Annotated in this window: 16 protein-coding genes; 4 read left to right on the top strand and 12 right to left on the bottom strand. The window is 50.7% G+C overall.

What is annotated here, in order from left to right:
- Positions 1-96 precede the first annotated feature (96 nt).
- From QKW35_RS11260 to nosR (QKW35_RS11245), 4 genes are all read right to left on the bottom strand, one after another.
- Entirely contained in the window at positions 97-1,089 is a 993-nt protein-coding gene (locus tag QKW35_RS11260) for a sensor histidine kinase (protein ID WP_282353170.1), read from the bottom strand.
- Positions 1,082-1,627, bottom strand: coding sequence for a heme NO-binding domain-containing protein (locus tag QKW35_RS11255; RefSeq protein WP_282353169.1), 546 nt, complete (start codon positions 1,625-1,627; stop codon positions 1,082-1,084). Before QKW35_RS11255 ends, QKW35_RS11260 begins: the two co-directional genes overlap by 8 nt.
- Positions 1,628-1,708: 81 nt before the next feature.
- The gene (locus QKW35_RS11250; RefSeq protein WP_282353168.1) at positions 1,709-2,224 is read right to left on the bottom strand and encodes a response regulator; all 516 of its coding nucleotides are present in this window, start codon (positions 2,222-2,224) and stop codon (positions 1,709-1,711) included.
- Between the two features lie 10 nt (positions 2,225-2,234).
- Positions 2,235-3,605 carry a response regulator c-di-GMP phosphodiesterase, NosR family gene (nosR, locus tag QKW35_RS11245; RefSeq protein WP_282353167.1) on the bottom strand — a complete coding sequence of 457 codons (1,371 nt, stop codon included), beginning with the start codon at positions 3,603-3,605 and terminating at the stop codon, positions 2,235-2,237.
- A 495-nt stretch (positions 3,606-4,100) separates the two neighbouring features.
- On the opposite strand from nosR (QKW35_RS11245), the gene QKW35_RS11240 reads away from it, so the two are divergent.
- Positions 4,101-6,125, top strand: coding sequence for an EAL domain-containing response regulator (locus tag QKW35_RS11240; RefSeq protein ID WP_282353166.1), 2,025 nt, complete (start codon positions 4,101-4,103; stop codon positions 6,123-6,125).
- Positions 6,126-6,128: 3 nt separating this feature from the next.
- Positions 6,129-7,238 (top strand): HDOD domain-containing protein, encoded by a 1,110-nt coding sequence (locus tag QKW35_RS11235; protein ID WP_282353164.1) that lies wholly within the window; start codon positions 6,129-6,131, stop codon positions 7,236-7,238.
- A gap of 42 nt (positions 7,239-7,280) precedes the next feature.
- Here the strand turns inward: QKW35_RS11235 and QKW35_RS11230 are convergent, their stop codons facing one another.
- The 5 genes from QKW35_RS11230 to QKW35_RS11210 all read right to left on the bottom strand — a co-directional run bounded on the left by QKW35_RS11230 (position 7,281) and on the right by QKW35_RS11210 (position 12,171).
- A complete protein-coding gene (locus QKW35_RS11230) occupies positions 7,281-7,646 on the bottom strand; it encodes an oxygen-binding di-iron domain-containing protein (protein ID WP_282353162.1) in 366 nt (121 codons plus the stop codon).
- A 116-nt stretch (positions 7,647-7,762) separates the two neighbouring features.
- Positions 7,763-9,043 carry a response regulator c-di-GMP phosphodiesterase, NosR family gene (gene nosR / locus QKW35_RS11225; protein WP_282353159.1) on the bottom strand — a complete coding sequence of 427 codons (1,281 nt, stop codon included), beginning with the start codon at positions 9,041-9,043 and terminating at the stop codon, positions 7,763-7,765.
- Positions 9,044-9,073: 30 nt separating this feature from the next.
- Positions 9,074-10,696 (bottom strand): sensor histidine kinase, encoded by a 1,623-nt coding sequence (locus QKW35_RS11220; RefSeq protein WP_282353157.1) that lies wholly within the window; start codon positions 10,694-10,696, stop codon positions 9,074-9,076.
- Between the two features lie 36 nt (positions 10,697-10,732).
- Positions 10,733-11,566 carry a phosphate/phosphite/phosphonate ABC transporter substrate-binding protein gene (locus QKW35_RS11215; protein ID WP_282353155.1) on the bottom strand — a complete coding sequence of 278 codons (834 nt, stop codon included), beginning with the start codon at positions 11,564-11,566 and terminating at the stop codon, positions 10,733-10,735.
- A gap of 38 nt (positions 11,567-11,604) precedes the next feature.
- Entirely contained in the window at positions 11,605-12,171 is a 567-nt protein-coding gene (locus QKW35_RS11210) for a response regulator (RefSeq protein ID WP_282353153.1), read from the bottom strand.
- 390 nt (positions 12,172-12,561) lie between these two features.
- On the opposite strand from QKW35_RS11210, the gene QKW35_RS11205 reads away from it, so the two are divergent.
- Together QKW35_RS11205 and folE are read left to right on the top strand one after the other, a co-directional pair.
- Positions 12,562-13,608: an NAD(P)/FAD-dependent oxidoreductase gene (locus QKW35_RS11205; RefSeq protein ID WP_282353150.1), complete on the top strand. Its 1,047-nt coding sequence runs from the start codon at positions 12,562-12,564 to the stop codon at positions 13,606-13,608.
- Between the two features lie 387 nt (positions 13,609-13,995).
- Positions 13,996-14,634 (top strand): GTP cyclohydrolase I FolE, encoded by a 639-nt coding sequence (gene folE, locus QKW35_RS11200; RefSeq protein ID WP_282353148.1) that lies wholly within the window; start codon positions 13,996-13,998, stop codon positions 14,632-14,634.
- Between the two features lie 59 nt (positions 14,635-14,693).
- Here the strand turns inward: folE and QKW35_RS11195 are convergent, their stop codons facing one another.
- The 3 genes from QKW35_RS11195 to QKW35_RS11185 all read right to left on the bottom strand — a co-directional run bounded on the left by QKW35_RS11195 (position 14,694) and on the right by QKW35_RS11185 (position 19,195).
- Positions 14,694-16,334 (bottom strand): methyl-accepting chemotaxis protein, encoded by a 1,641-nt coding sequence (locus tag QKW35_RS11195; protein ID WP_282353146.1) that lies wholly within the window; start codon positions 16,332-16,334, stop codon positions 14,694-14,696.
- Positions 16,335-16,584: 250 nt separating this feature from the next.
- Positions 16,585-18,018, bottom strand: coding sequence for a sensor histidine kinase (locus QKW35_RS11190; protein WP_282353144.1), 1,434 nt, complete (start codon positions 18,016-18,018; stop codon positions 16,585-16,587).
- Positions 18,005-19,195, bottom strand: coding sequence for an FIST signal transduction protein (locus QKW35_RS11185; RefSeq protein WP_282353142.1), 1,191 nt, complete (start codon positions 19,193-19,195; stop codon positions 18,005-18,007). The genes QKW35_RS11190 and QKW35_RS11185 overlap by 14 nt, the downstream gene beginning before the upstream one ends.
- Between the last annotated feature and the right edge of the window lie 55 nt (positions 19,196-19,250).

The raw sequence follows: 19,250 nt of genomic DNA, 5'->3' as shown, positions 1-19,250 counted from the left end.
CAGATTGCCAGCGTCGGAGTCACGGTGAGGCAGGAAGGAAGGAGAGCGCAGACGCGATTTTAGAGCACCAGACTATAAAGCGGTTTAAGGTTTCCTCTAATCGGAAACCGCTTCTGCGACACCTGTTTCAGCACCCTCTGCCCGTCCCCACAACGGTAAGCTAATAACAAAAACAGTGCCTTGATCCACGGCGCTCTTCACCGAGATTTTACCACCATGATCCTTGATTATACCGTAGGCAATGGCGAGCCCCATCCCGGTACCCTGGCCTATTGGCTTGGTGGTATAGAATGGCACAAAGATCTCCTTTTGTACCTCAGGTGGCATACCACACCCGTTATCTGCTATTTGAATGCGTACAGCGTCATCATCACAACACGCTTTAATCGTGATGGTCGGGTTTTCCCTGCCCTCAACCGCCTGCTTGGCATTCATAATGAGGTTCAGGAACACCTGATTCAGCTGATTGGGATTACACACAATCCCTGGCAACGGCTGAAGATCGAGTTTTAACGTGACGCCGGTCTTAAGTTCCGACGTCAGCAGCTTCAATGTACTGTTGATGCCCGCACACAGATCCGCTTCAACGCGATCACAGTTCTGAGTTCGCGCGAAGCTACGCAGATTCAGCACAATCTCTTTAACACGCTGAATGCCCTCGATCGTATCATCGATCAAACCGTGCATATCCTCACCGATAAAATCGAGGTCTTCTTTCTCGATCAGATCAGCGATCTCGTTGCGGTAGTTCTCGGGGACACCCGGATCTTTCAGGTATTTCTGATTGAGTTCCAACAGACGTAAAAGAGCCTGCTTGTAGATTGGTAAACTCTCCAGATTGCTTAGAACGAATGCAAGGGGATTGTTGATTTCATGCGCCACACCGGCAGAGAGCGTCCCCAAGGTCGCCAGCTTTTCGTTTTGCATGGCAACCGCTTGCTGCTGCTGCAGCCTGTTGTAACTTTCTTCTAGCTTCTGGTTTTTCAGATAAAGCTCGCGAGACTTATCCTCAAGCAGCTGCTCGGCCTTAAGACGAGCCTGTCTTTCACGCGCATAAGCAATTTCGAATGGATTTTCCGTATCAGACATTCCCGAACCTGATTATCAGGTCACAATGATTTGCACCCTGATGCATACAAACTGGATGCTCAATTGTAATCGGCGTGTTGTAGTACTCTGCAGCGCCCCGAACCAAACCTTCCGCCAGAATACAGAGCTTACGCGGAGACTGGTAGTGCATAACCAGTTGATCCTGAGAACTTTCGTCGTAGGTAAAATTGGGCAGGTTCGGACTGTCGTACAGCTTACGAACTTCAATATGGATGACGGACTCAATACTCAGCAGGAACTCTCGCAGGTTTTCCGGCTGCTCCACAAACATCGGGTAACGTTCCGCTAGTTGGTGAAAAAGAAAAATCCCGAAGGTTTCCACAACGCCCGCTACTGGCATCTCCAGTTTTCGCGCAACTGAGCCCACCAGGCCAAACAGCTCTTCATCCGGGTAACTCTCACTCGCGGTGTAGATACCCGTTGCCTCAGGGTTTTCAGACAACACCTCATTCCAACCCTGAATACCGCACTGTTTAATGACCAGATCTTCCAATACATTGAAAATAATACCTTTCATTAACTGCTCCTGCCGCCCTGGAGACGGTCTGTGTCCATGTTCTGATTACAGTGCGGCCTGGCCCGAATCATAAAAACTGCTTTAACCGATGCCCAGCCACGCTTCTTTATCACGCTGTCTCTGAGACCCAGTACTCTGCATACGTAAGAGCAGATCGTCATACCATGCCTTAAAGTCATCGGCGTTTAGAATCGCTTTGTTCTGCTCGTACTCCGCTTTCAACTGAAGACGAAAATACTCCAGACCCGCATCCATCTCTTCCATCAGGAGATTATTGTCCCAGGGCTTTGACATAAAGCGATGGATACCCGCAGATGACAGCGTTTTCACAATATCACCACGCTCAGCATGCGCGCTTAACATGATTTTGTAGGTCGCAGGCTGGATTTTCTCAACCAGTTGTAAAAATTGCGTCCCGTTTAAACGCGGCATATTAAAATCCGTGATTATCACCGGTACGAAACTGTAACGCAGGTGATTAAACGCTTCCACCGGATCGGTATAGGTAACAACATGCCAGCCGTGGCGTTTCAATAAACGACGCAAAGAAGAAACAACCGGAGCCTCGTCATCCAGTATCATCGCTGTTTTGATCACGTTGAATCCCCTATTTGGTCAGAACATAGATTTCCAATAGCTGCTTATCCACTTCCTCAAAGGACCTTAAACGATTCACAGTCTCGTGCGTGAACCGGTGTCCCTCTGGCAACAGCAATATATCCTTCTGATTATAAAGGTTTCTCGACAGCATCATACCCACGCCAAGCTGCCGCGTAGATACAACACGCTCATCCGCAGCAAGAGTTTCCTGCTCCAAATCAGGTAAAACGTCAGGCAAACGACTAAGAATGCACGCGTCATATTCCCTGTTCGAGTTCATTTCCAGTAGCCTGAGCGCGCCCTTTTTGCTAAGGCGAACCTTCTGCAGTTTACCCCTTACAGCCAGCACGTAGTCCCGGGCCACCGCCAGAATACGCGATCCCATCGGTATCTCCGAGGCGCTCAACCGGCCGGGGCTACCGGAACCGTCAAAGTACTCATACTGGTGTTTTATAATCGTCGCGACACCCTGCAATCCTCCCGCAGGTGCCAGAGCCAAATGCGCACGTACGGGGTGCTGGCGATAGACGGCAAGCTCATCTGCATTCATATCGTAAATCGCTTTTTCCAAGCAGACATCGTGCTGTCCAGCCAAACCCAACTCAAATAGAAGCCCCGCGAGCTGGATGTCACGAACCGCTTTTTTATCCAGCTCAAACGCAACGGCCAACAATCGACACAGCTCCCCAATCTCAACAGCAGTTTTGCCGCCAAGATGAGGATTAAGACTAATCAGGTTGTAAAAGACTTTAATCGTCGACCGAAGATTTTCGCTTACCTTCATATTCGCACTGCGTAATTGACTTAACGCCTGAAGCATCTGCTTGGTGCGCTGCTGAACCTTCTCTTCAAGCCGCTCATTCATATCTTTAAGCTGAAGATTTTGCGCTTCAACCTGCGCAACCAGAAGCCTATTCTCCCGCTCCAAATGCAGGCGCTCAGACACCTCTTTCAGCACCAGCACCAGCTCGTCATTACTCCAGGGTTTCCGCAGGTAACGGTGAATGCGCCCGCCGTTCACGGCATCAACAATTGATTCGAGGTCGGAATAGCCCGTAAGTAGAATTCGAACGGTATCAGGGTATAGCCTGGCTACTTCAGCCAGAAACTCAGCGCCGCTCATCTCAGGCATACGCATGTCCGAAATGATGACATCTACAGCATTACTTTCCAGAAAAAAAAGGCCGTCCTTGGCACAACTCGCTGGAAAAAAAATGAAGTTATTGCCACGCAGCAGCCGCTGCAACGACTTTAGCACGCTGGACTCATCATCTACGCAAAGGATTCGCAATCGACCCGTCTCCTCCCCCGTACGAACCGCCTGATCTTTGAGCTCTGCATCTGTCATCACCGCAACATCCTTTGTAAGTGATTTCATGGTTACTGCGCGTCTATCTGCTCCATCCGTAAAAGACCGAAACAAACGCCCCAAAAGACGCTTTTGTCACATATGTCGCATTAACCGAGAATTTAATCTATTATTTCCTAAAGCTCAAGCTTTCAAACATATATAATTTTGAAAATAATCTTAAAACCACCGTATAAAAGGACCATGAATCAAAGTTAAAATACATTTTCAAACAGACAAAACAAAAACCATGGCTTGACAAACATCAGGATTGGGATTGCTTTGGATCAAGTAAATTGCGTAAACAAGCGAATTCACCCACAAGGCTAATTAGGATTTAGGGATTCGCACTCTGCGTAGCCAAAGAGGCATTGAAAAAGCAGCCATTACATGCCCTTATAGGCATTTGCAGCATTCGTGATGTGGTCTACAAGCATTGATCTAGTGCTACACCTTGCTGCTTGTTTGTATACGGAGCCGATCCGGCATTCACCAGAGATATCGATTCAGTTCAGGGTTTGAACAATGCAGAAAACCATTTTGTTAGTTGACGATGAAGCCGCCATACTCCGTGCTCTTAATCGTCTGTTGCGGCGTGCCGGCTTCACGGTTTTTACCGCTAACTCCGGCCAGGAAGCGCTCGAAGTGCTGCAGCGCGAAAACATCCAGGTTGTTCTTTCCGACTTCCGCATGCCACAAATGTCTGGTGGAGAACTTCTTGCCAAAGTAAAAGCAGAGCACCAAAACATTGTAGGCTTAGTACTGAGCGGTTATGCCGATATCGAGTCTGTCACAAAGATTCTGAACGACGGCAGTGCCAGTAAATTTTTGCACAAACCTTGGGACGACAGCGAACTACTTAGCCAGATTGAATGGGCTTTTAAACACTGGAATGAACTAAATAAGCAAAGCGGCCTGACCCGCATGGTCATGGAAAGTGACGAAGCCCTGTTTGAAATTGATAGCAAGGGAATCGTTTGTAATCTAAATCCTGCTGCGTCGGAACTCTGTACAGCCAACGAAAGTGACATCCTGAACAACAAAATCACCGATTTCGTCTATGCCCTTTCCCCTCAGCAACTGGAGTTACTTTGCTCCGGGCCTGAAAACCTGGCAGAACTGGTTGACGGTGACAGTCTGTATGAGTTTACTTGCCATCCTTCAGACGAAGATCGGTGGATACTGAGCGCGCGAAAAAAATCACGCAGCAACGGCCTTGGCGTAAAGAACCTGTTACACCGTAGCGAGATCTTACGCCGTCTGGAAGACTTGATGTCTCCAAAACAAAATGATGACTCTGACGTGACACCGCGTGCAAGTGTCATCTATATGGACGTAAACCGCTTCCAGACATTTAACGACAGCCTTGGCTATCAGGAAGCCGATCGACTCCTGGCAGAGATTGCCGGCATATTAATCGCAAACAAGCCAGCTAATGCCATGGTTGGCCGCATGACCGGTGATGAATTTGTCTTCATTTTGCCCACGGTACAGAGCGACGAAGAAACTCGCGAAATTATTAACAGATTGCTGAAGCCATTTGAAACCCCCATTACATGTGCAGAACACAATGTACATGTCTCGTTTAGCGCGGCCTACGCCCTGGCTCCCGAAGATGGAGGCTGTCCGGAAGAGATTCTGCGCAACGCAAAATCGGCAGTTGCGTATTCCAAGCGGCGCAGCCGATTTGCCCATCCGCGATACAAGTCTGCGATGAACGAGCATACAGACGAACTGCTGACCATCCAGAGCGATCTCTATCGCGCACTGGAAAAAAATCAGTTCTCAGTTGTGTACCAACCAAAAGTTTCACTAAAAACAGGGCGCATACTGGGCGCAGAGAGTCTGTTACGCTGGAAACACGACACATTAGGTTTCATATCCCCAGCCACCTTCATCCCACTAGCCGAGGATAACGGATTAATAGAGACGATTGGCGAATGGGTTCTTGCCACTTCCGCAACCCAAAGCAAAATCTGGCAAATGGACGGCCTACCTCCATTTCGTTTGGCGGTAAACCTATCCGGACGCCAGCTTCAGGAAGAAGGCTTGTTAGATGCAGTTAAAAAGATTCTGACCAACACCGGCATGGATCCAGACCAGCTTGAACTGGAAGTAACCGAAACCTTTATGATGCAGGACATAGAACATAGCTTGCAGCTCCTTAAAGAATTGAAGTCACTGGGTATTCGACTGGCTCTGGATGATTTTGGCACTGGCTACTCGTCACTCAACTACCTGAGCCGCTTGCCCGTCGACACCCTGAAAATCGACCGATCTTTCGTGACAGACTTGGAAAACAGCCAGGAGAGACTAAATCTGGTACGGAATGTCATTCGTATGTCCCATGATCTGGGAATGGAAGTAGTGGCAGAGGGTGTAGAAACCAAGGCACAGTTCGACCTGTTGGCCCAGATCCAATGTGATGAGGTACAGGGATACTACATCAGCCCACCCGTACCAGCCGACAAATTCAGGGAACTGTTGGAAAACCAGCCACTGATCGGCACAGACTTTGTAACACTCGCACCAGAGACTATGGAATCCTGATTCATGACACAACCAATTGCGCTCATTGTCGATGACGAAGCTAGCGTGTTACGTTCGCTGCACCGCGGGCTGCGCAGACACTTCCGCGACTGGGAATTGATACTCGAAGAGTCAGCAGAATCTGCATTAAAACAGCTGAAGACAAAACAGCCCTGGATTGTGATCAGCGACAAACGCATGCCAGGCATGGATGGAGTGGAGCTGCTAACTCGGGTGCGCCAACAGGCACCACTTGCAGTGCGCGTGATGATCAGCGGCGAAACCATTACGTCAGACTCATTACCGGCATTTGGCGTAGCACATCTCATGCTACCGAAGCCATTCAATATGGACGACCTGATCAGTGCATTGCAAGCAGCGCGCAGCCTGCACGAACTGCCGGTCCCATTTGAAGTACGCGAGGAGATCGGCTGCATCTCCAGCTTGCCGGTATTGCCCTCTGTGTATACCGAACTGGTTCAGTATCTGGACAGTACGCGGGAACCAGAAAACAGTCGTATTGCACAGATAATCAGCCACGACATGGCCATCCTGAGCAAAATCCTGCAGATGTCGAATTCGGCTTACTTCGGCTTTGCATCACCCGCCTCCAGCGCTACGGACGCAGTGGTTCGCCTCGGTCACACTATGATCAAGAATCTTGTACTGGTCGCAGGTATTTTTAAAGAAGAGGCCAATGAGAGCCTGCATAGCGCCCTCTGTGCTCAAGCTGAGGAGGTGTGCGGTATCATGGTTGCGCTGGCCAATATTATGCGCCTGCCGCCGCCAGAGGCGGACATCCACTTTATCATTGGCATGCTCCACAACGTTGGAGGCCTTATTTCAGGTGAGCTGGGAGAGTATTCCCGTAATGCATTGATCAGCGGCTATCTGTTGAAGCTATGGGGCTTTGATTCAGAAACCGTGCGGGCCGTCCTGCATTACGCCAACCCCAAACGCAGCCCTCAGATTACGCCACTGATGCTGCGCCTGCATGCGGCAACCACCCTGTATCGCTGCCACCACTCAGGAAAAGATCCATTGGCCGAGGACTCCGGCCTGGATAAGAAACTACTGACAGAGACGGGGATACTGCCTGCAATAGAAGCGCTTCTGAATCCACAACTCGCCTAACCGGTTCGTTCTCGGACCATTCCTATCAAGGGAAGGGGCAGATTAGGCGCGCAGCTTCTGCCCCGTGAGACCCACCTCCAGAGCATCACACCAATTCAGGAAACGCTCGACGTTATCATCCTTGAAAATACGCCCGCGCTGTGGACAGATCATTTTCACATTCAGTTTCCGTACACGCTCGACCCAATCTCGCTTGGCTTCATTTGAAGGCATCCAGCGCTGATGAAATAGCTTCATACGCGGAATGTGAGACTCAAAATCATCGACAAACTTCGGCACATCATCTACGTCCATCGCCGCGCCGATACCACCCGACATCAGGATACCCGTCTGCGGATCAAATACATTAAAGTTGCCGGACGAGTGCAGATAGTGTGCTGGTACAAATTCCAGCGTTACATCAATCAATCACGAGGCGACCACCTTCATCCAGTCTCGCGTTGCAGTTGATGTTCTGCATGCCGAAGTGGCGAATAAAGCTTTCCCAATTTGTAGTAATTCAGATTTAACCGACATGCCTGATTCTACGTCTTCTGCACATAGATACTAAACGTCTCACCAAGGTTAAACTCAATCTCCCTAACGCGCTCAATGGTCGCGTCATCTAACTGTTGACCCGCACTCAACAGCAATATCCCCTGCCCACTGATCAGGTCACGACTCAGTTTCATGCCTGCATTCAATTCCTGGCTGACAACCGAGTTATCTTTAGTCAAGCCATCGGATTTGGAGAGTGAATTAACAACACCTTCAAGTGCGACCACCACGTCATCGTCATACCTTTCAGTGGCGTAGTTTTTCAGGTAGTCGATCGCTTCTATGGTGCTGAATGCACGCTCTTGATAGGTTCCGGTAGTCAGCTCGATATAGTCATTGACCACACATAGGATTCGCGCCAGGCGATGGATACTTTCCCCCTTCAGCCCCCTCGGGTAACCGGTACCGTCCAGATACTCTTTATGCTGCACGATAATCTTTCCAGCCCCATGCAGTGGCTTAACCAACAGAGTGGCAGCCTGCGCAAGAAGCGGATGGTTTTGGAATTGGCGCTGCTGCTCAGCAGACAGTTCTACATAGGGTTGATTGAGGAGATCATCGCTGAGACTTAGTTTGCCGATGTGACGCAGTTGCCAGGCATAGTAGAGTTGCTTTAGCTGATTGCCTTCAACCTTGCAGGCCTTGGCGACGCCCAGCAGAAGCAAATTCAGGATCTGGTTTTGTTCTGACGCCCGCACCCCCATGCGCCGTGCGGTAAGCGTCGAAAACATGCGAACGATGGCGCGGTAGCTGGACTTTAGCCCTTCGTTGGCGGCACGTAGCTGAACGGTGCGTTCCCGAACCTTTTGCTCAAGCGACGCATTAAGCTGCTCTAGCTCACGGTTCTTGCGCTCAGTGAGCACCTGGAGTTCGGCATTTTCGCGACGCAGTTTTGCCAACTCGAAGCCCTTACGTACCACTTGAAGCAGCTCATCGTCATCCCAGGGCTTAGTTAGAAAACGGCTAACCTTACCACGGTTGATCGCGTCGATGGAGGCCTGTACGTCAGCATATCCGGTCATGACAATCCGTTCTGTATCCGGCCAACGACCTGCTACTGTTTCCAGGAAAACTTCACCGCCCATCTCCGGCATCCGCATATCGCTGATTACCAGATCGGCCTGACTGCCGTCCATCGATTCAATCGCTGACACAGGGGATGAAAAAGCAACCACATCACATTGCAATGGCCGCAGAACGCGGGCCAAAGATTTCAGGACGGCTTCCTCGTCATCCACCAGCATCACCGTAAAGCCTGAATAGTCCATATCAGCTCCATACAGCCTTACGGCTGGTTGTCAGGCTGGCGCATGGATCAGATGCGGCAACACCAACGTAAATGATGTACCTGCGCCGACCTTACTCTGCACCAGTATTTCTCCCTGATGCTCTTTAATAATTCCGTAGGATATCGATAACCCTAATCCCGTTCCCTCACCGACTGGCTTAGTCGTATAGAACGGATCAAACAACTTCTTGATCGCCTCTTGTTCTATACCTTTACCGGTATCTGTGACACGAATCTCGATATTCTCCCCATCGTATCGAGATGTGACTTTGATCGCACCACTGCCTTCAATTGCCTGCCCGGCATTAACCAGCAGGTTCAGCAACACCTGATTGATCTGGCCCGGTGAGCAGTAGGTGTCCGGGAGATCCCCAAGATCCGTCATTACCTTGCAATGATACTTCAGCTGATTATCCGCCATTTTGAGCGTTGTACGGATACACTCATTAAGGTCATGGGGTTTAAACTCTGTCTCTTGCTCGGCATGGGAGAAGCTCTTCAAGTTACGAACGATGTCACCAACGCGCTGTGCTCCGTCAATAGCATCTTTGAGCAAGTCTTCGATATCCTCACGGACAAAATCGATATCCTGCTCTTTAGCATATTGTTCAAGTTCAGCTTGTTTAGCTTCACGAGAAACCGGGTCCTGAATATCAAGCAACGCTTCGTACATGGATAGTAACGTGTGGTAGATCTTCACATACTCATCAAGCGTGCGCACATTACTCAGGACGAAACCAATCGGGTTGTTAATCTCATGCGCCACACCTGCCGCCAACACACCCACAGAGGCCATCTTTTCTGAGTGCATCAGCTTGGCCTGTGTTTCTTTGATCGCCTGGTTAGCCTGTTCCAGATCCAGGTTCTTGCGTTCAAGATCCTGTGTTCGCTGCTCAACTCGCTGTTCCAACGATTTGTTCAACTGGTTGAGCTGAGCTTCATACTCATCCCTACGCCGCCCGGCCTCGCGCAGGTTATGGACCATGGTGTTGAATGCCAGTGCCACTTCAGCAATCTCGTCTTTGCCCCGCACAGGAAGCTCTATATCCAACTTTCCATCAGCAATATCGCGCGCCGCGCCCTGCAACACGCCAAGCTGCTTGGTCAGATATGCCCCTAGCAAAAAGGAGAACAAAGCCACAAGACCCATCTCAATTGCCGCTAATGCAGCACTCCAGCGTTGTGCTTCCTCAATTTTGGCATTCAAGCTGCTGATATCCAGACCAAGCTGGACCTGTCCATACTCCTCACCTCCCTCAACGATAAGTGCAAAGGTATCAAAGATGCCGTCGGTTACAGTGCTTACATCCGTATCGGCAATAAATGGACGGGCGAGCAACGCCTCTTCCCCCGCTTGGGCGAAAAGCTCCTGATCAGGACCAAGCACCCGAGCGTAGACAAGATCAGGATTACGCATGACTTCGTTTACAAACGCATCCAACGACGCCAGGTCATAGGAAAGCACCGCATCTTTGGTGGTTGTAGCAAACAAGGTAGCGGTGGTGGAGGCACGCTTGACCATACCCTCGTAGTTGGTGCTACGCAGGTAATCCAGCGTCATCGACACCAAAAGCACGAGCAGAATGGCCTCAATAAAGGCCACCCCCAATATGGTCTTCAGGCGCAATGACACGTTGCTTCTCCCATTATGCGAATCCCTCGCGGCGGTTTACTGTTCAATCAGATGGTCTAACAAACGGATATTCAGTCCACGCACATCATCCCAATCTGAGTTCTGTGCCAACTCAATTCCCTTAAAGTTAATAGTCTTCAGCAACTCCTGCCCTTCCGGGTCAGAGTTCATCTCCAACAAAGCCTGTTTAAGTTTTGCAATCGTTTCCGGCTTCACGCGCGGATGCACCGCTATCGCGTGCGGCGTGTAGGTCGGTGTCGTCCACAGAACACGCAGCTTGTCCCGGACTTCAGGTGCGGTGTTGTTAAAGGTACGCATCACACCGCCGCCGGCAACAAAGAAGCCTTTTGAAACACTCAGATATACTGAATCATGGGAGCTGACGTATTTCGGCTCAATCTGCAATCCGTCCTGCTCCATCTTGGCACGCGGTAAAACACTGGCAGCAAAGGCCGCCGGTGATGGAAAGGCAAGCTTTTGTTTATCCAGCTCTTCCAGCGATTTTATCTCACTGTCTTTCTGAACAACGATAATGCCTTTGATACGCTTATTTTTCTGACGGGCTATCGCTTGATAACCGGGCTTTTGACTGAACACGGTGTAGTGATACGGATTCATGTAGGCGATATCGTACTCACCGCTTCGAACACGCTTTTCAAACGTTGGTATATTGTTCGCCGTTGCAAAGCGAATGCTAGTCCCAGTCTTTTCACTGAGATGCTTAAAGATTGGTGTCCAAAGCTTCGCCAGTTTCTTCGCAGACTGTTGCGGCACAACGCCAAAAGAAAGCGTCTCAGCAAGGGCAGGCAGAGACACCAGTGCCAGTGCGCCACATAAAGCAACTGGGTAGATCTTGCGTGTGAAGTTCATGAGTTCATCCCGTCGTCAGGTGGTATATTGTCCGATCGTCAAGCAGGAAGCGCCAAAAGCTTGGCTACTGCACTGCGCAACACTTCGTTCTCAAAGGGTTTTGAAAGCGCTGCATTCGCTCCCATTTCAATGGCTCGATTCAGTTCATCTTCGTTCAGGGCTGAGATCACCAGAATGCGTGTATGTGCAATTTCCGGGGTATTCCGTACAAACTTGATAACGTCAAAACCGTTCATCCCCGGCATACTGAGGTCGAGCGTCATTAGATCCGGTTTCTGAATCATCAACTGACTGCCCGCTTCAAAACCACCATTGGCAATTTCAACACTTAACTCCAGCGGTTTCAGCGTCCTACGAATCGCATTGGCAACCGGAAGCTCATCATCAACCACCAGAACCTTTGGCATACCCTCCCGGGCAAGCTCCTCTGGCACAGGCATACCGTTCTTCTTGAGGAAAGAGATGAAATCATCCAACTTAACCCGGTTATTTCCCCTCCCTGGCAGCTTGAAGCCCTTAAGTGCCCCCTTATCCAACCAGCGGATCACCGTGCGCTGATTCACATCACAATATTTCGCGATATCTCCGGTTGTTAGTGTTTTCATCGTATTTCCCAGCATCGCCTGAACTAATTAAGAATCATCTTAGACCACTCAAGCGACATATGCGACATTTAAGACATAATTTTAATAAACGGTGAACACACCACCCATGTTAAGCGGCCTTCAACGTCTGAGAAGACCAGAATCATTGAAACAACCGGTATCTGTTCATTAACCCACAACCACCCCCATATTAGATGCTGCCCCGTTTTTCATACAATAACTTAGATCATTGATCTGTCACTCAATAATTATCGTAACAGCCCCATTAGATAAACCTGAACAACCACGTTAATGAGCCTGGTCGTTTAAATTAGGTTAAACAACCCTGTTACCTTTCGTCTCCACATGGATTATGAAGGTTGTAACAACGTGAAATAAACTGAGGATCAAATGCATTCTACGGATAACACCAGGGGTCGAAATATCGCTGTCATCGGTGCTGGTCTGGCAGGCGCCGTGTTTACCCACCGCTTGCTATCTAGCGGTTACAACGTGACGGTCTTCGATAAAAGCCGTGGTACCGGAGGTCGACACGCTAGCAGTCGAATCGGTAACAACAGCGCAGACCTGGGCTCCCCCTACTTTGATACCGCAGCCCCTGAATTTCGTGCCTGGCTTAGTGCGCAACCGGAACTGACTGACTGGCAAGCCGTAATCACTGACTTCGACGGCCTAGCTGCAGAAAGCCTGCGCTTGTACACCGCCACACCAAGCCAAAGCGCACTGACACGCTCACTTCTTCGCGGCGCTACTCTGGTCACCTCAACGCGGATTAAAGACATTTGGCCTGAAGCTGACGGAGTTATTGTGCGCGATGAAGAGGGCAAGGTGATGGGCCACTTTAGCAAAGTGATTGTCGCAACACCCGCTCCGCAAGCGGCACCATTGCTGGAAGCCAATCCAAGTTTCGCCCGCAAGGCTGCATCCGTACAGACACGGGCATCCTGGATACTGATCATCACGCTGAACCAACCATCCGGCCTGGCCGCGGATGTGCTTCAAGGTAAACACCCTGTTCTTGCCCGCGCAATTAAAGACAGCGCCAAACCGGCTCGATATGTTAGCCAGCGCGCCGAAGTCTGGGCCCTCGAGGCAAATTCGGAATGGAGCGAACTGAATATAGACAGCGATCCCGGTACAGTGAGCAAAACACTTACAGGTGCATTCCAGGCATTGACGGACACACCACTTGAGGTCGCCGAAACCCGGATACACCGGTGGCTCTATGCCCGCCAGCGGTCGGACACCAACAATACCCACTTATGGAGTGACATGACCGGTATTGGTGTATGTGGTGACTGGCTGCACGGTACAGGCGAGCTGACTATCGCCGACAGCGAAAGCGCTTGGCGTAGCGCAAATGCACTCGCTGATCACCTCATTGGCGGGAACTGCAGACAGCTCTCACCCAATAACATCGTGAGTTGCGCCCCCTGAGGAGCAACCCTACCGCTCCTGTCAGCCTCTCCAGCTCGCTCCAATTACCTATAAACAGTACGGCAATAGGTCGCTAAAAGCGCCGAAAACGTTACTTACTATCCGGTTAAGGCGGAAGCTCACCCCAAGAACGGCGAAAAATGAATAATTTATGCCGCAGCATTTGCATACGCAGGATCAAACATAGGTATAATGCTCGGTTTCCGCTATCGGAAATAAAACGGTCATGAAAGCCCGGCGCTGTGTAGGGAGATTCACCGTCAACCCATGGCTGTACTATGGGCTCAGCACATAAGTTGTCGTTTACATACAGACGCATTCAGTATTGAGAATCCAATCCCCGATAGCACACGTAGAAGCCGGAAACATCGCAAGACAGGATTAGAAATGATTTCTCCAGAAGCAGAAGCGGTACGCAACAAACTGATCGAAGAAGGTCTGGAAACACCGCTTATCGAAACAGGTTTTACCAGCGAACAGAAATACGATCGCATCAAAGGACTGATGACGGAAGTAATTGGCACTCTGGGTCTGGACCTCAGCGATGACAGCCTGACTGAAACGCCACACCGCATCGCCAAGATGTATGTTCATGAGATCTTTTCCGGCCTGGATTACGAAAACTTTCCAGCTATGTGCCTGATCGATAACAAGATGCGTGTAGAGGAGATGGTAAAGGTCCGCGACATCGGTCTGACCAGTTCTTGCGAACACCACTTCGTAACCATCGATGGCGTCGCAAAAGTAGCCTATATTCCGGGTGACAAGATCATTGGTCTGTCCAAGATCAATCGCCTGGTGCGCTTCTTTGCGCAACGCCCACAGGTTCAGGAACGACTGACCCAGCAGATTCTGATTGCCCTGCAAACGCTGCTTGAAACTGAAAACGTTGCGGTCAGCATCGAAGCTACACACTACTGCGTGAAGTCCCGCGGCGTGATGGACGTGAACTCATCCACCTCCACCACCGCACTGGGCGGCATTTTTAAGACCAACGACCGCACACGCGCCGAGTTTCTTGCATAACAGCTGGCATTCAGGCGAAAAAAAGGCCGCACATTGCGGCCTTTTTGATTCCCTATTCCTCACACTTTATATTTGCTGAGCAGTGCCTGTAGCTCGTTGGACAATTCCGCCAACTCACGACTTGACTGGGCAATCTGCTGCGCGCCACTATCAGTGTCCTGAGAAACTTCGTTGATCGCAACAAGGGAGCGATTGATCTCTTCAGCAACGCTGGTTTGCTCCTCGGAAGCGGATGCAATCTGCAGGTTCATACTGGTGATACGCTCGACCGCACCGGCAATCTCAACCAACACACCACCGGCCTGCGACGCTTTTTCACCTGCACTTTCGGCCTGGGCCGTACTCTCTTCCATGGCCGACATGGCGTGGCGAGACCCTGTTTGCAGATGCTCAATGGCCACACGTATCTCTTCCGTGGATGCACGCGTACGCTGCGCCAGCGTGCGCACCTCATCAGCAACCACCGCAAAGCCGCGTCCTTGTTCGCCAGCACGGGCCGCTTCGATCGCCGCGTTCAACGCCAGCAAGTTGGTTTGCTCGGCAATATCGGTAATCACATCAACAACCGAGCCGATACTTTCACTGTCACTATCCAGGGTACGGATACGCTCCGACACCTGACGCACTTCATCCACCAGCGTGTTAGTGGTATTCATCGCATCATCCACGACCTGGTTACCGCTGGTCGCCTGTTGCGTGGTCTTGTGCGCTTCACGATTGGCTCCCTCCGCCTGCGTAGCGACTTCCTGTGCCGAGGACACCATCTCGTTCATGGCACTGGCGACCTGCTCAATTTCGAGGCGCTGGGCACTGATGCTTTGAGTCGCTTGGGTACTAATGGTAGTGAGCTGATCTGCCGCAGCGGCCAACGTAGCCGTTGCGTTACTCAACTGGTGAATCAGGTCGCGCATGGACTTGACGGTGATGTTGAAGCTTTTTGCCATGCTGCCAATTTCATCTTCACGCTCCACCTTAACTTCAGTGGTTAAATCGGCATTCTTGACGATGTGATCCATCGACGCTCGCAGATTATCCAGCGGCTTGCGTACAGAGCTATAAACCGCAAAACTGAGCAAGCTGAGAATAACGATAATCGTTAGAGCGTTTCCGCTCAGAAGCAACAGTTCTCTCTCGTAAGCATCTGCCAGACTGTTGCGCTCCTGCTCCACCATACGCAACTGCAGGTTCACCAGCTGTGCTATCTTGTCACTGATCGGATCGATATCTTTGTACAGCGGGCCGTCATAGTCGCTCAGACGCGACGTCACCTTAGGGCTGATCTTACTGAGCATCTCCAGCTTCTTAACGACCCGGTCGATGCCCTCGTTCGCTTTATCAAACAACGCTTCTGCTTCGCTTGCCAGCTTAAGCTCTTCCCCCTGAAGATCCAGAGCGCGGTAGTCCTGCCATTTTTGTTCTATTTCACGTCGTGCCTGACGAATTCCGTTCAGCGCCTCAGTAGAGGTCACTAATCCAGCATTGGCTTTGTTTACGGCATCGATTACCAATACAGCATAGTCATCGGCAATGATCTTTAAGTTCTCTAGGGGAACCACGCGCTGATTGTAGATTCGGTTTATACCATCGTTCGCGACCTTCAGCTGAGTGACGGCCATTACTAGCAACACCAGCACACCAAGCACAGGCAAAATAGAAGTTAAGAGGAGTTTAGTGCGGATAGAGAGGTTACTGATCAACATAGGGAATATCCAATGATTCAGTTATGGCACTGCATCCCTACACCGTTACCTCGGTAACGGATCACATACGAGAGGTATCTAAGCTACTGCCCGTCGCGACTGCGCTTCCTGCGTCGGAGCCTATATAGTTATTTTTAGAGTTTAAGTGTTTGCAGCAGCACAGCTGCCACATCTGTTCCACGTCGAGATTATCCGGTTACCCGGCCTACAATTGTAACAGCGACACGCTGTCCCTAACCTGCCAGGGCGCTCAGCTAACAGCTATAGCCTCCCCTTCCCTGCCTGATGCCTGCGGCATTCGTTGCGGTAAAAAGATACGGAAGCTTGTTCCGCGATTGAGTTGGCTGTCTACCTCGATACGACCACCATGCTGTTCGATGATGCTATAGGAGATGGACAGTCCCAACCCAGTCCCTGTACCGACTTCCTTGGTGGTATAAAACGGCTCGAATATACGCGCTAGGTCCTCTTTCGAAATACCGCAGCCGGTATCTGTAATGGAGACCTCGATCCCTCCATCTACGGACTTGGTTTTAAGCGTAATCGTGCCGTAAGAGTCTATCGCCTGACCGGCGTTCACCAACATATTCATCCAAACCTGATTGAGACGCCCCGCCTGGCATTGAATCTGAGGTAACGGCTGAAGATCCGTTACGATCTCGGCTTTGTATTTCAGTTCATTCATCACCATTTTCAGGGTGAGCTCTAGTCCAGAGTTTATATCGGCAGGCTCCCAAGTACCTTTATCCTGTCGTGAAAAAGACCGTAAAGCCAGAACAATATCTCGGATTCTCTCCAGACCTGCTTCATTGTCCTGCAGTAAACTCGCCATATCTTCACGCAAGAACTCCACATCCAACTCCCGCCATAAGCGGCGGAACTCGGACAAGCATTCACGCAGCTGATCCGCGCTTGGTTCTTCTTCACTATCGACCCAACGGCTCATCATTGAAAGCAGTACGCTGATATCGTCGACGTACTGACGCAACGTTGACGAGTTACTGAAAATAAAACCCATGGGGTTGTTGATTTCATGCGCCACACCCGCCGCGAGCTGGCCTATCGAAGCCATTTTCTCCGCATGGATCAGGTCTGCCTCAGCTTTCTCCTTAGCGACACGTAACTGCTGGTTTTCCGACTGAAGTAGTTTTGCGGCCACATTGGCCATGGTTTGCGCAACCAGCGCAGAGAATCGCGCAACAAGCTTCTCGTCACTTTTACTAAAGCCACCGACATCGGCGCTGGTTAGCACCAGAATCGCCATATTATCTTCCAGAGCCACCGGGCTATAGAGGGCTGACGCTGCCATATTGCGCAAGGACTCCGGTTGCTGCTGCCATTCAGGGATCTTATCCAAACGGAAAGTAGAGAGGGTATTTCCTTCCAATATTTTTTTGAACAGCGCATCAACACTCCAGGTGCTGCCGATAAACATGCTTTCTGAGCATGCAGTGCAGCGCATCTCACCTGGCTTTGACGGCTCCAGCACAAAGCAAACGTTGCACGGCAGCAGCTGTCGAAAAACATCAAACATCTGAGCGAACATATCGCCGGGTGCATCGGTCTTTAGAACCGCCTCCATGCTCCCGAGCAACAACTCACTCTCCAGACGATAGCGTTCAGCCTGCGCCTTAAGACGGGTTGTTTCCTGTAATGATTCACGCAGTTGCTCAATTGTTTCCATACTCGTCTGCCCCAAATACAACCGCCGAAATCATCAGATTGCCATGACGGTTGGTTCTGTCGAGAAAACACCCCTGCTCCCCAAAGGTAAATGACCCAAGGTAGGGATATCTGAATTCCTCATTAATGCTCTTCACCACTTCCGGCATCCGATCCGCCACCGTCAGCATACAACCGGCACAATACACCAGCAAAGCACCAACCGGATGATGCCCCTCTTCTAGTAGTTGACGCGCTGTATCCGCAACACGCCCGGCTCGGGAGATCAGGCTATCCATACTCCCTTGCATCAGGTAAAGACGCTCCCCTTTCTTAATCTCAGTAAAAAGCTGAAGACCCCGCGTAGCGCTCAACTCCGCGGGATGGCTAAGGAGATATTCGGAATATCCACCCGCTACATTCACTAAACGCCCCAATGGATTAACAGTGCTATACATGAGAATACTGCTGCCGGGCGCCACACCATCCAACACCCCCTGCGTCCAACGGTTGTATACGTCCGCTGCAGGTTCTCCATCCAGCTCCAAAAGGTGGCGCCCCTCTGCACGGGTTACCACCGCACTTCGTTCATCCGGCATATAGCCGCTGGAGAAGCTGTATCCGATGCTGCCTGACGGAAACAACGCAGCAACGACAACGCGGTCTTGGTACAGCTCACCGTCGATGTATTGTACCCAGTCACCGCTAATCTGGTTATCGGCTACGCTCCCTCCAATGATGGGTACCGAAGCCCCTATAAGATCAACCATCCCGGCAACAACCTCCTCTTCATTACCGGGAGGCATAATGCACCAGACCAGATCAGGTGTTTCCCAAGCGCGATTAACATCTGAAAGAGCGGATGCCAATGCGGCATACCCCGCCTGACGAGGGTCTTCGTCAACTGGCGCAGAGCCTATTCCGTAAGCACCATCATCGTCATACAACGCAAACAGACCGAGACCTCTCTCTTCGCCTTGCGCCATTCCGGTTTGCGTCATAACACCGAGACAGGAACTACCCGCCAACAATGTTGGGCACCGATCAGAGAGTTTTGCCAATGCGTATTTGTCAAACTGGGTGTAGTTTCCTGAGAGAATTGCCAGACCGGGTGCAGCCCCCTCAGGCAAAGCGGACAATAACTCATCCACCGCCCTGTCCGGCTCCGGTTGGAGTGTACTTTTCGTGATGATCTGCATGAGCCTATTCCCGAAGAGCACCTCCTCCACGGTACGGCACAAGACCGATGCAAGC

This window comes from Pontibacterium granulatum (assembly GCF_029961155.1).
Classification (GTDB): Bacteria; Pseudomonadota; Gammaproteobacteria; order Pseudomonadales; family Balneatricaceae; genus Pontibacterium; species Pontibacterium granulatum.
Note: the sequence above shows the minus strand (reverse complement) of the source record. Positions and strands in the feature narration are given on the sequence as shown.

What these genes read in the sequence shown, in the direction of transcription:
- QKW35_RS11260 (WP_282353170.1), bottom strand. Translation starts at nt 1,089, where the DNA reads ATGTCTGATACGGAAAATCCATTCGAAATTGCTTATGCGCGTGAAAGA.
- QKW35_RS11255 (WP_282353169.1), bottom strand. Translation starts at nt 1,627, where the DNA reads ATGAAAGGTATTATTTTCAATGTATTGGAAGATCTGGTCATTAAACAG.
- nosR (WP_282353167.1), bottom strand. Translation starts at nt 3,605, where the DNA reads ATGAAATCACTTACAAAGGATGTTGCGGTGATGACAGATGCAGAGCTC.
- QKW35_RS11240 (WP_282353166.1), top strand. Translation starts at nt 4,101, where the DNA reads ATGCAGAAAACCATTTTGTTAGTTGACGATGAAGCCGCCATACTCCGT.
- QKW35_RS11235 (WP_282353164.1), top strand. Translation starts at nt 6,129, where the DNA reads ATGACACAACCAATTGCGCTCATTGTCGATGACGAAGCTAGCGTGTTA.
- nosR (WP_282353159.1), bottom strand. Translation starts at nt 9,043, where the DNA reads ATGGACTATTCAGGCTTTACGGTGATGCTGGTGGATGACGAGGAAGCC.
- QKW35_RS11215 (WP_282353155.1), bottom strand. Translation starts at nt 11,566, where the DNA reads ATGAACTTCACACGCAAGATCTACCCAGTTGCTTTATGTGGCGCACTG.
- QKW35_RS11210 (WP_282353153.1), bottom strand. Translation starts at nt 12,171, where the DNA reads ATGAAAACACTAACAACCGGAGATATCGCGAAATATTGTGATGTGAAT.
- QKW35_RS11205 (WP_282353150.1), top strand. Translation starts at nt 12,562, where the DNA reads ATGCATTCTACGGATAACACCAGGGGTCGAAATATCGCTGTCATCGGT.
- folE (WP_282353148.1), top strand. Translation starts at nt 13,996, where the DNA reads ATGATTTCTCCAGAAGCAGAAGCGGTACGCAACAAACTGATCGAAGAA.
- QKW35_RS11195 (WP_282353146.1), bottom strand. Translation starts at nt 16,334, where the DNA reads ATGTTGATCAGTAACCTCTCTATCCGCACTAAACTCCTCTTAACTTCT.
- QKW35_RS11190 (WP_282353144.1), bottom strand. Translation starts at nt 18,018, where the DNA reads ATGGAAACAATTGAGCAACTGCGTGAATCATTACAGGAAACAACCCGT.
- QKW35_RS11185 (WP_282353142.1), bottom strand. Translation starts at nt 19,195, where the DNA reads ATGCAGATCATCACGAAAAGTACACTCCAACCGGAGCCGGACAGGGCG.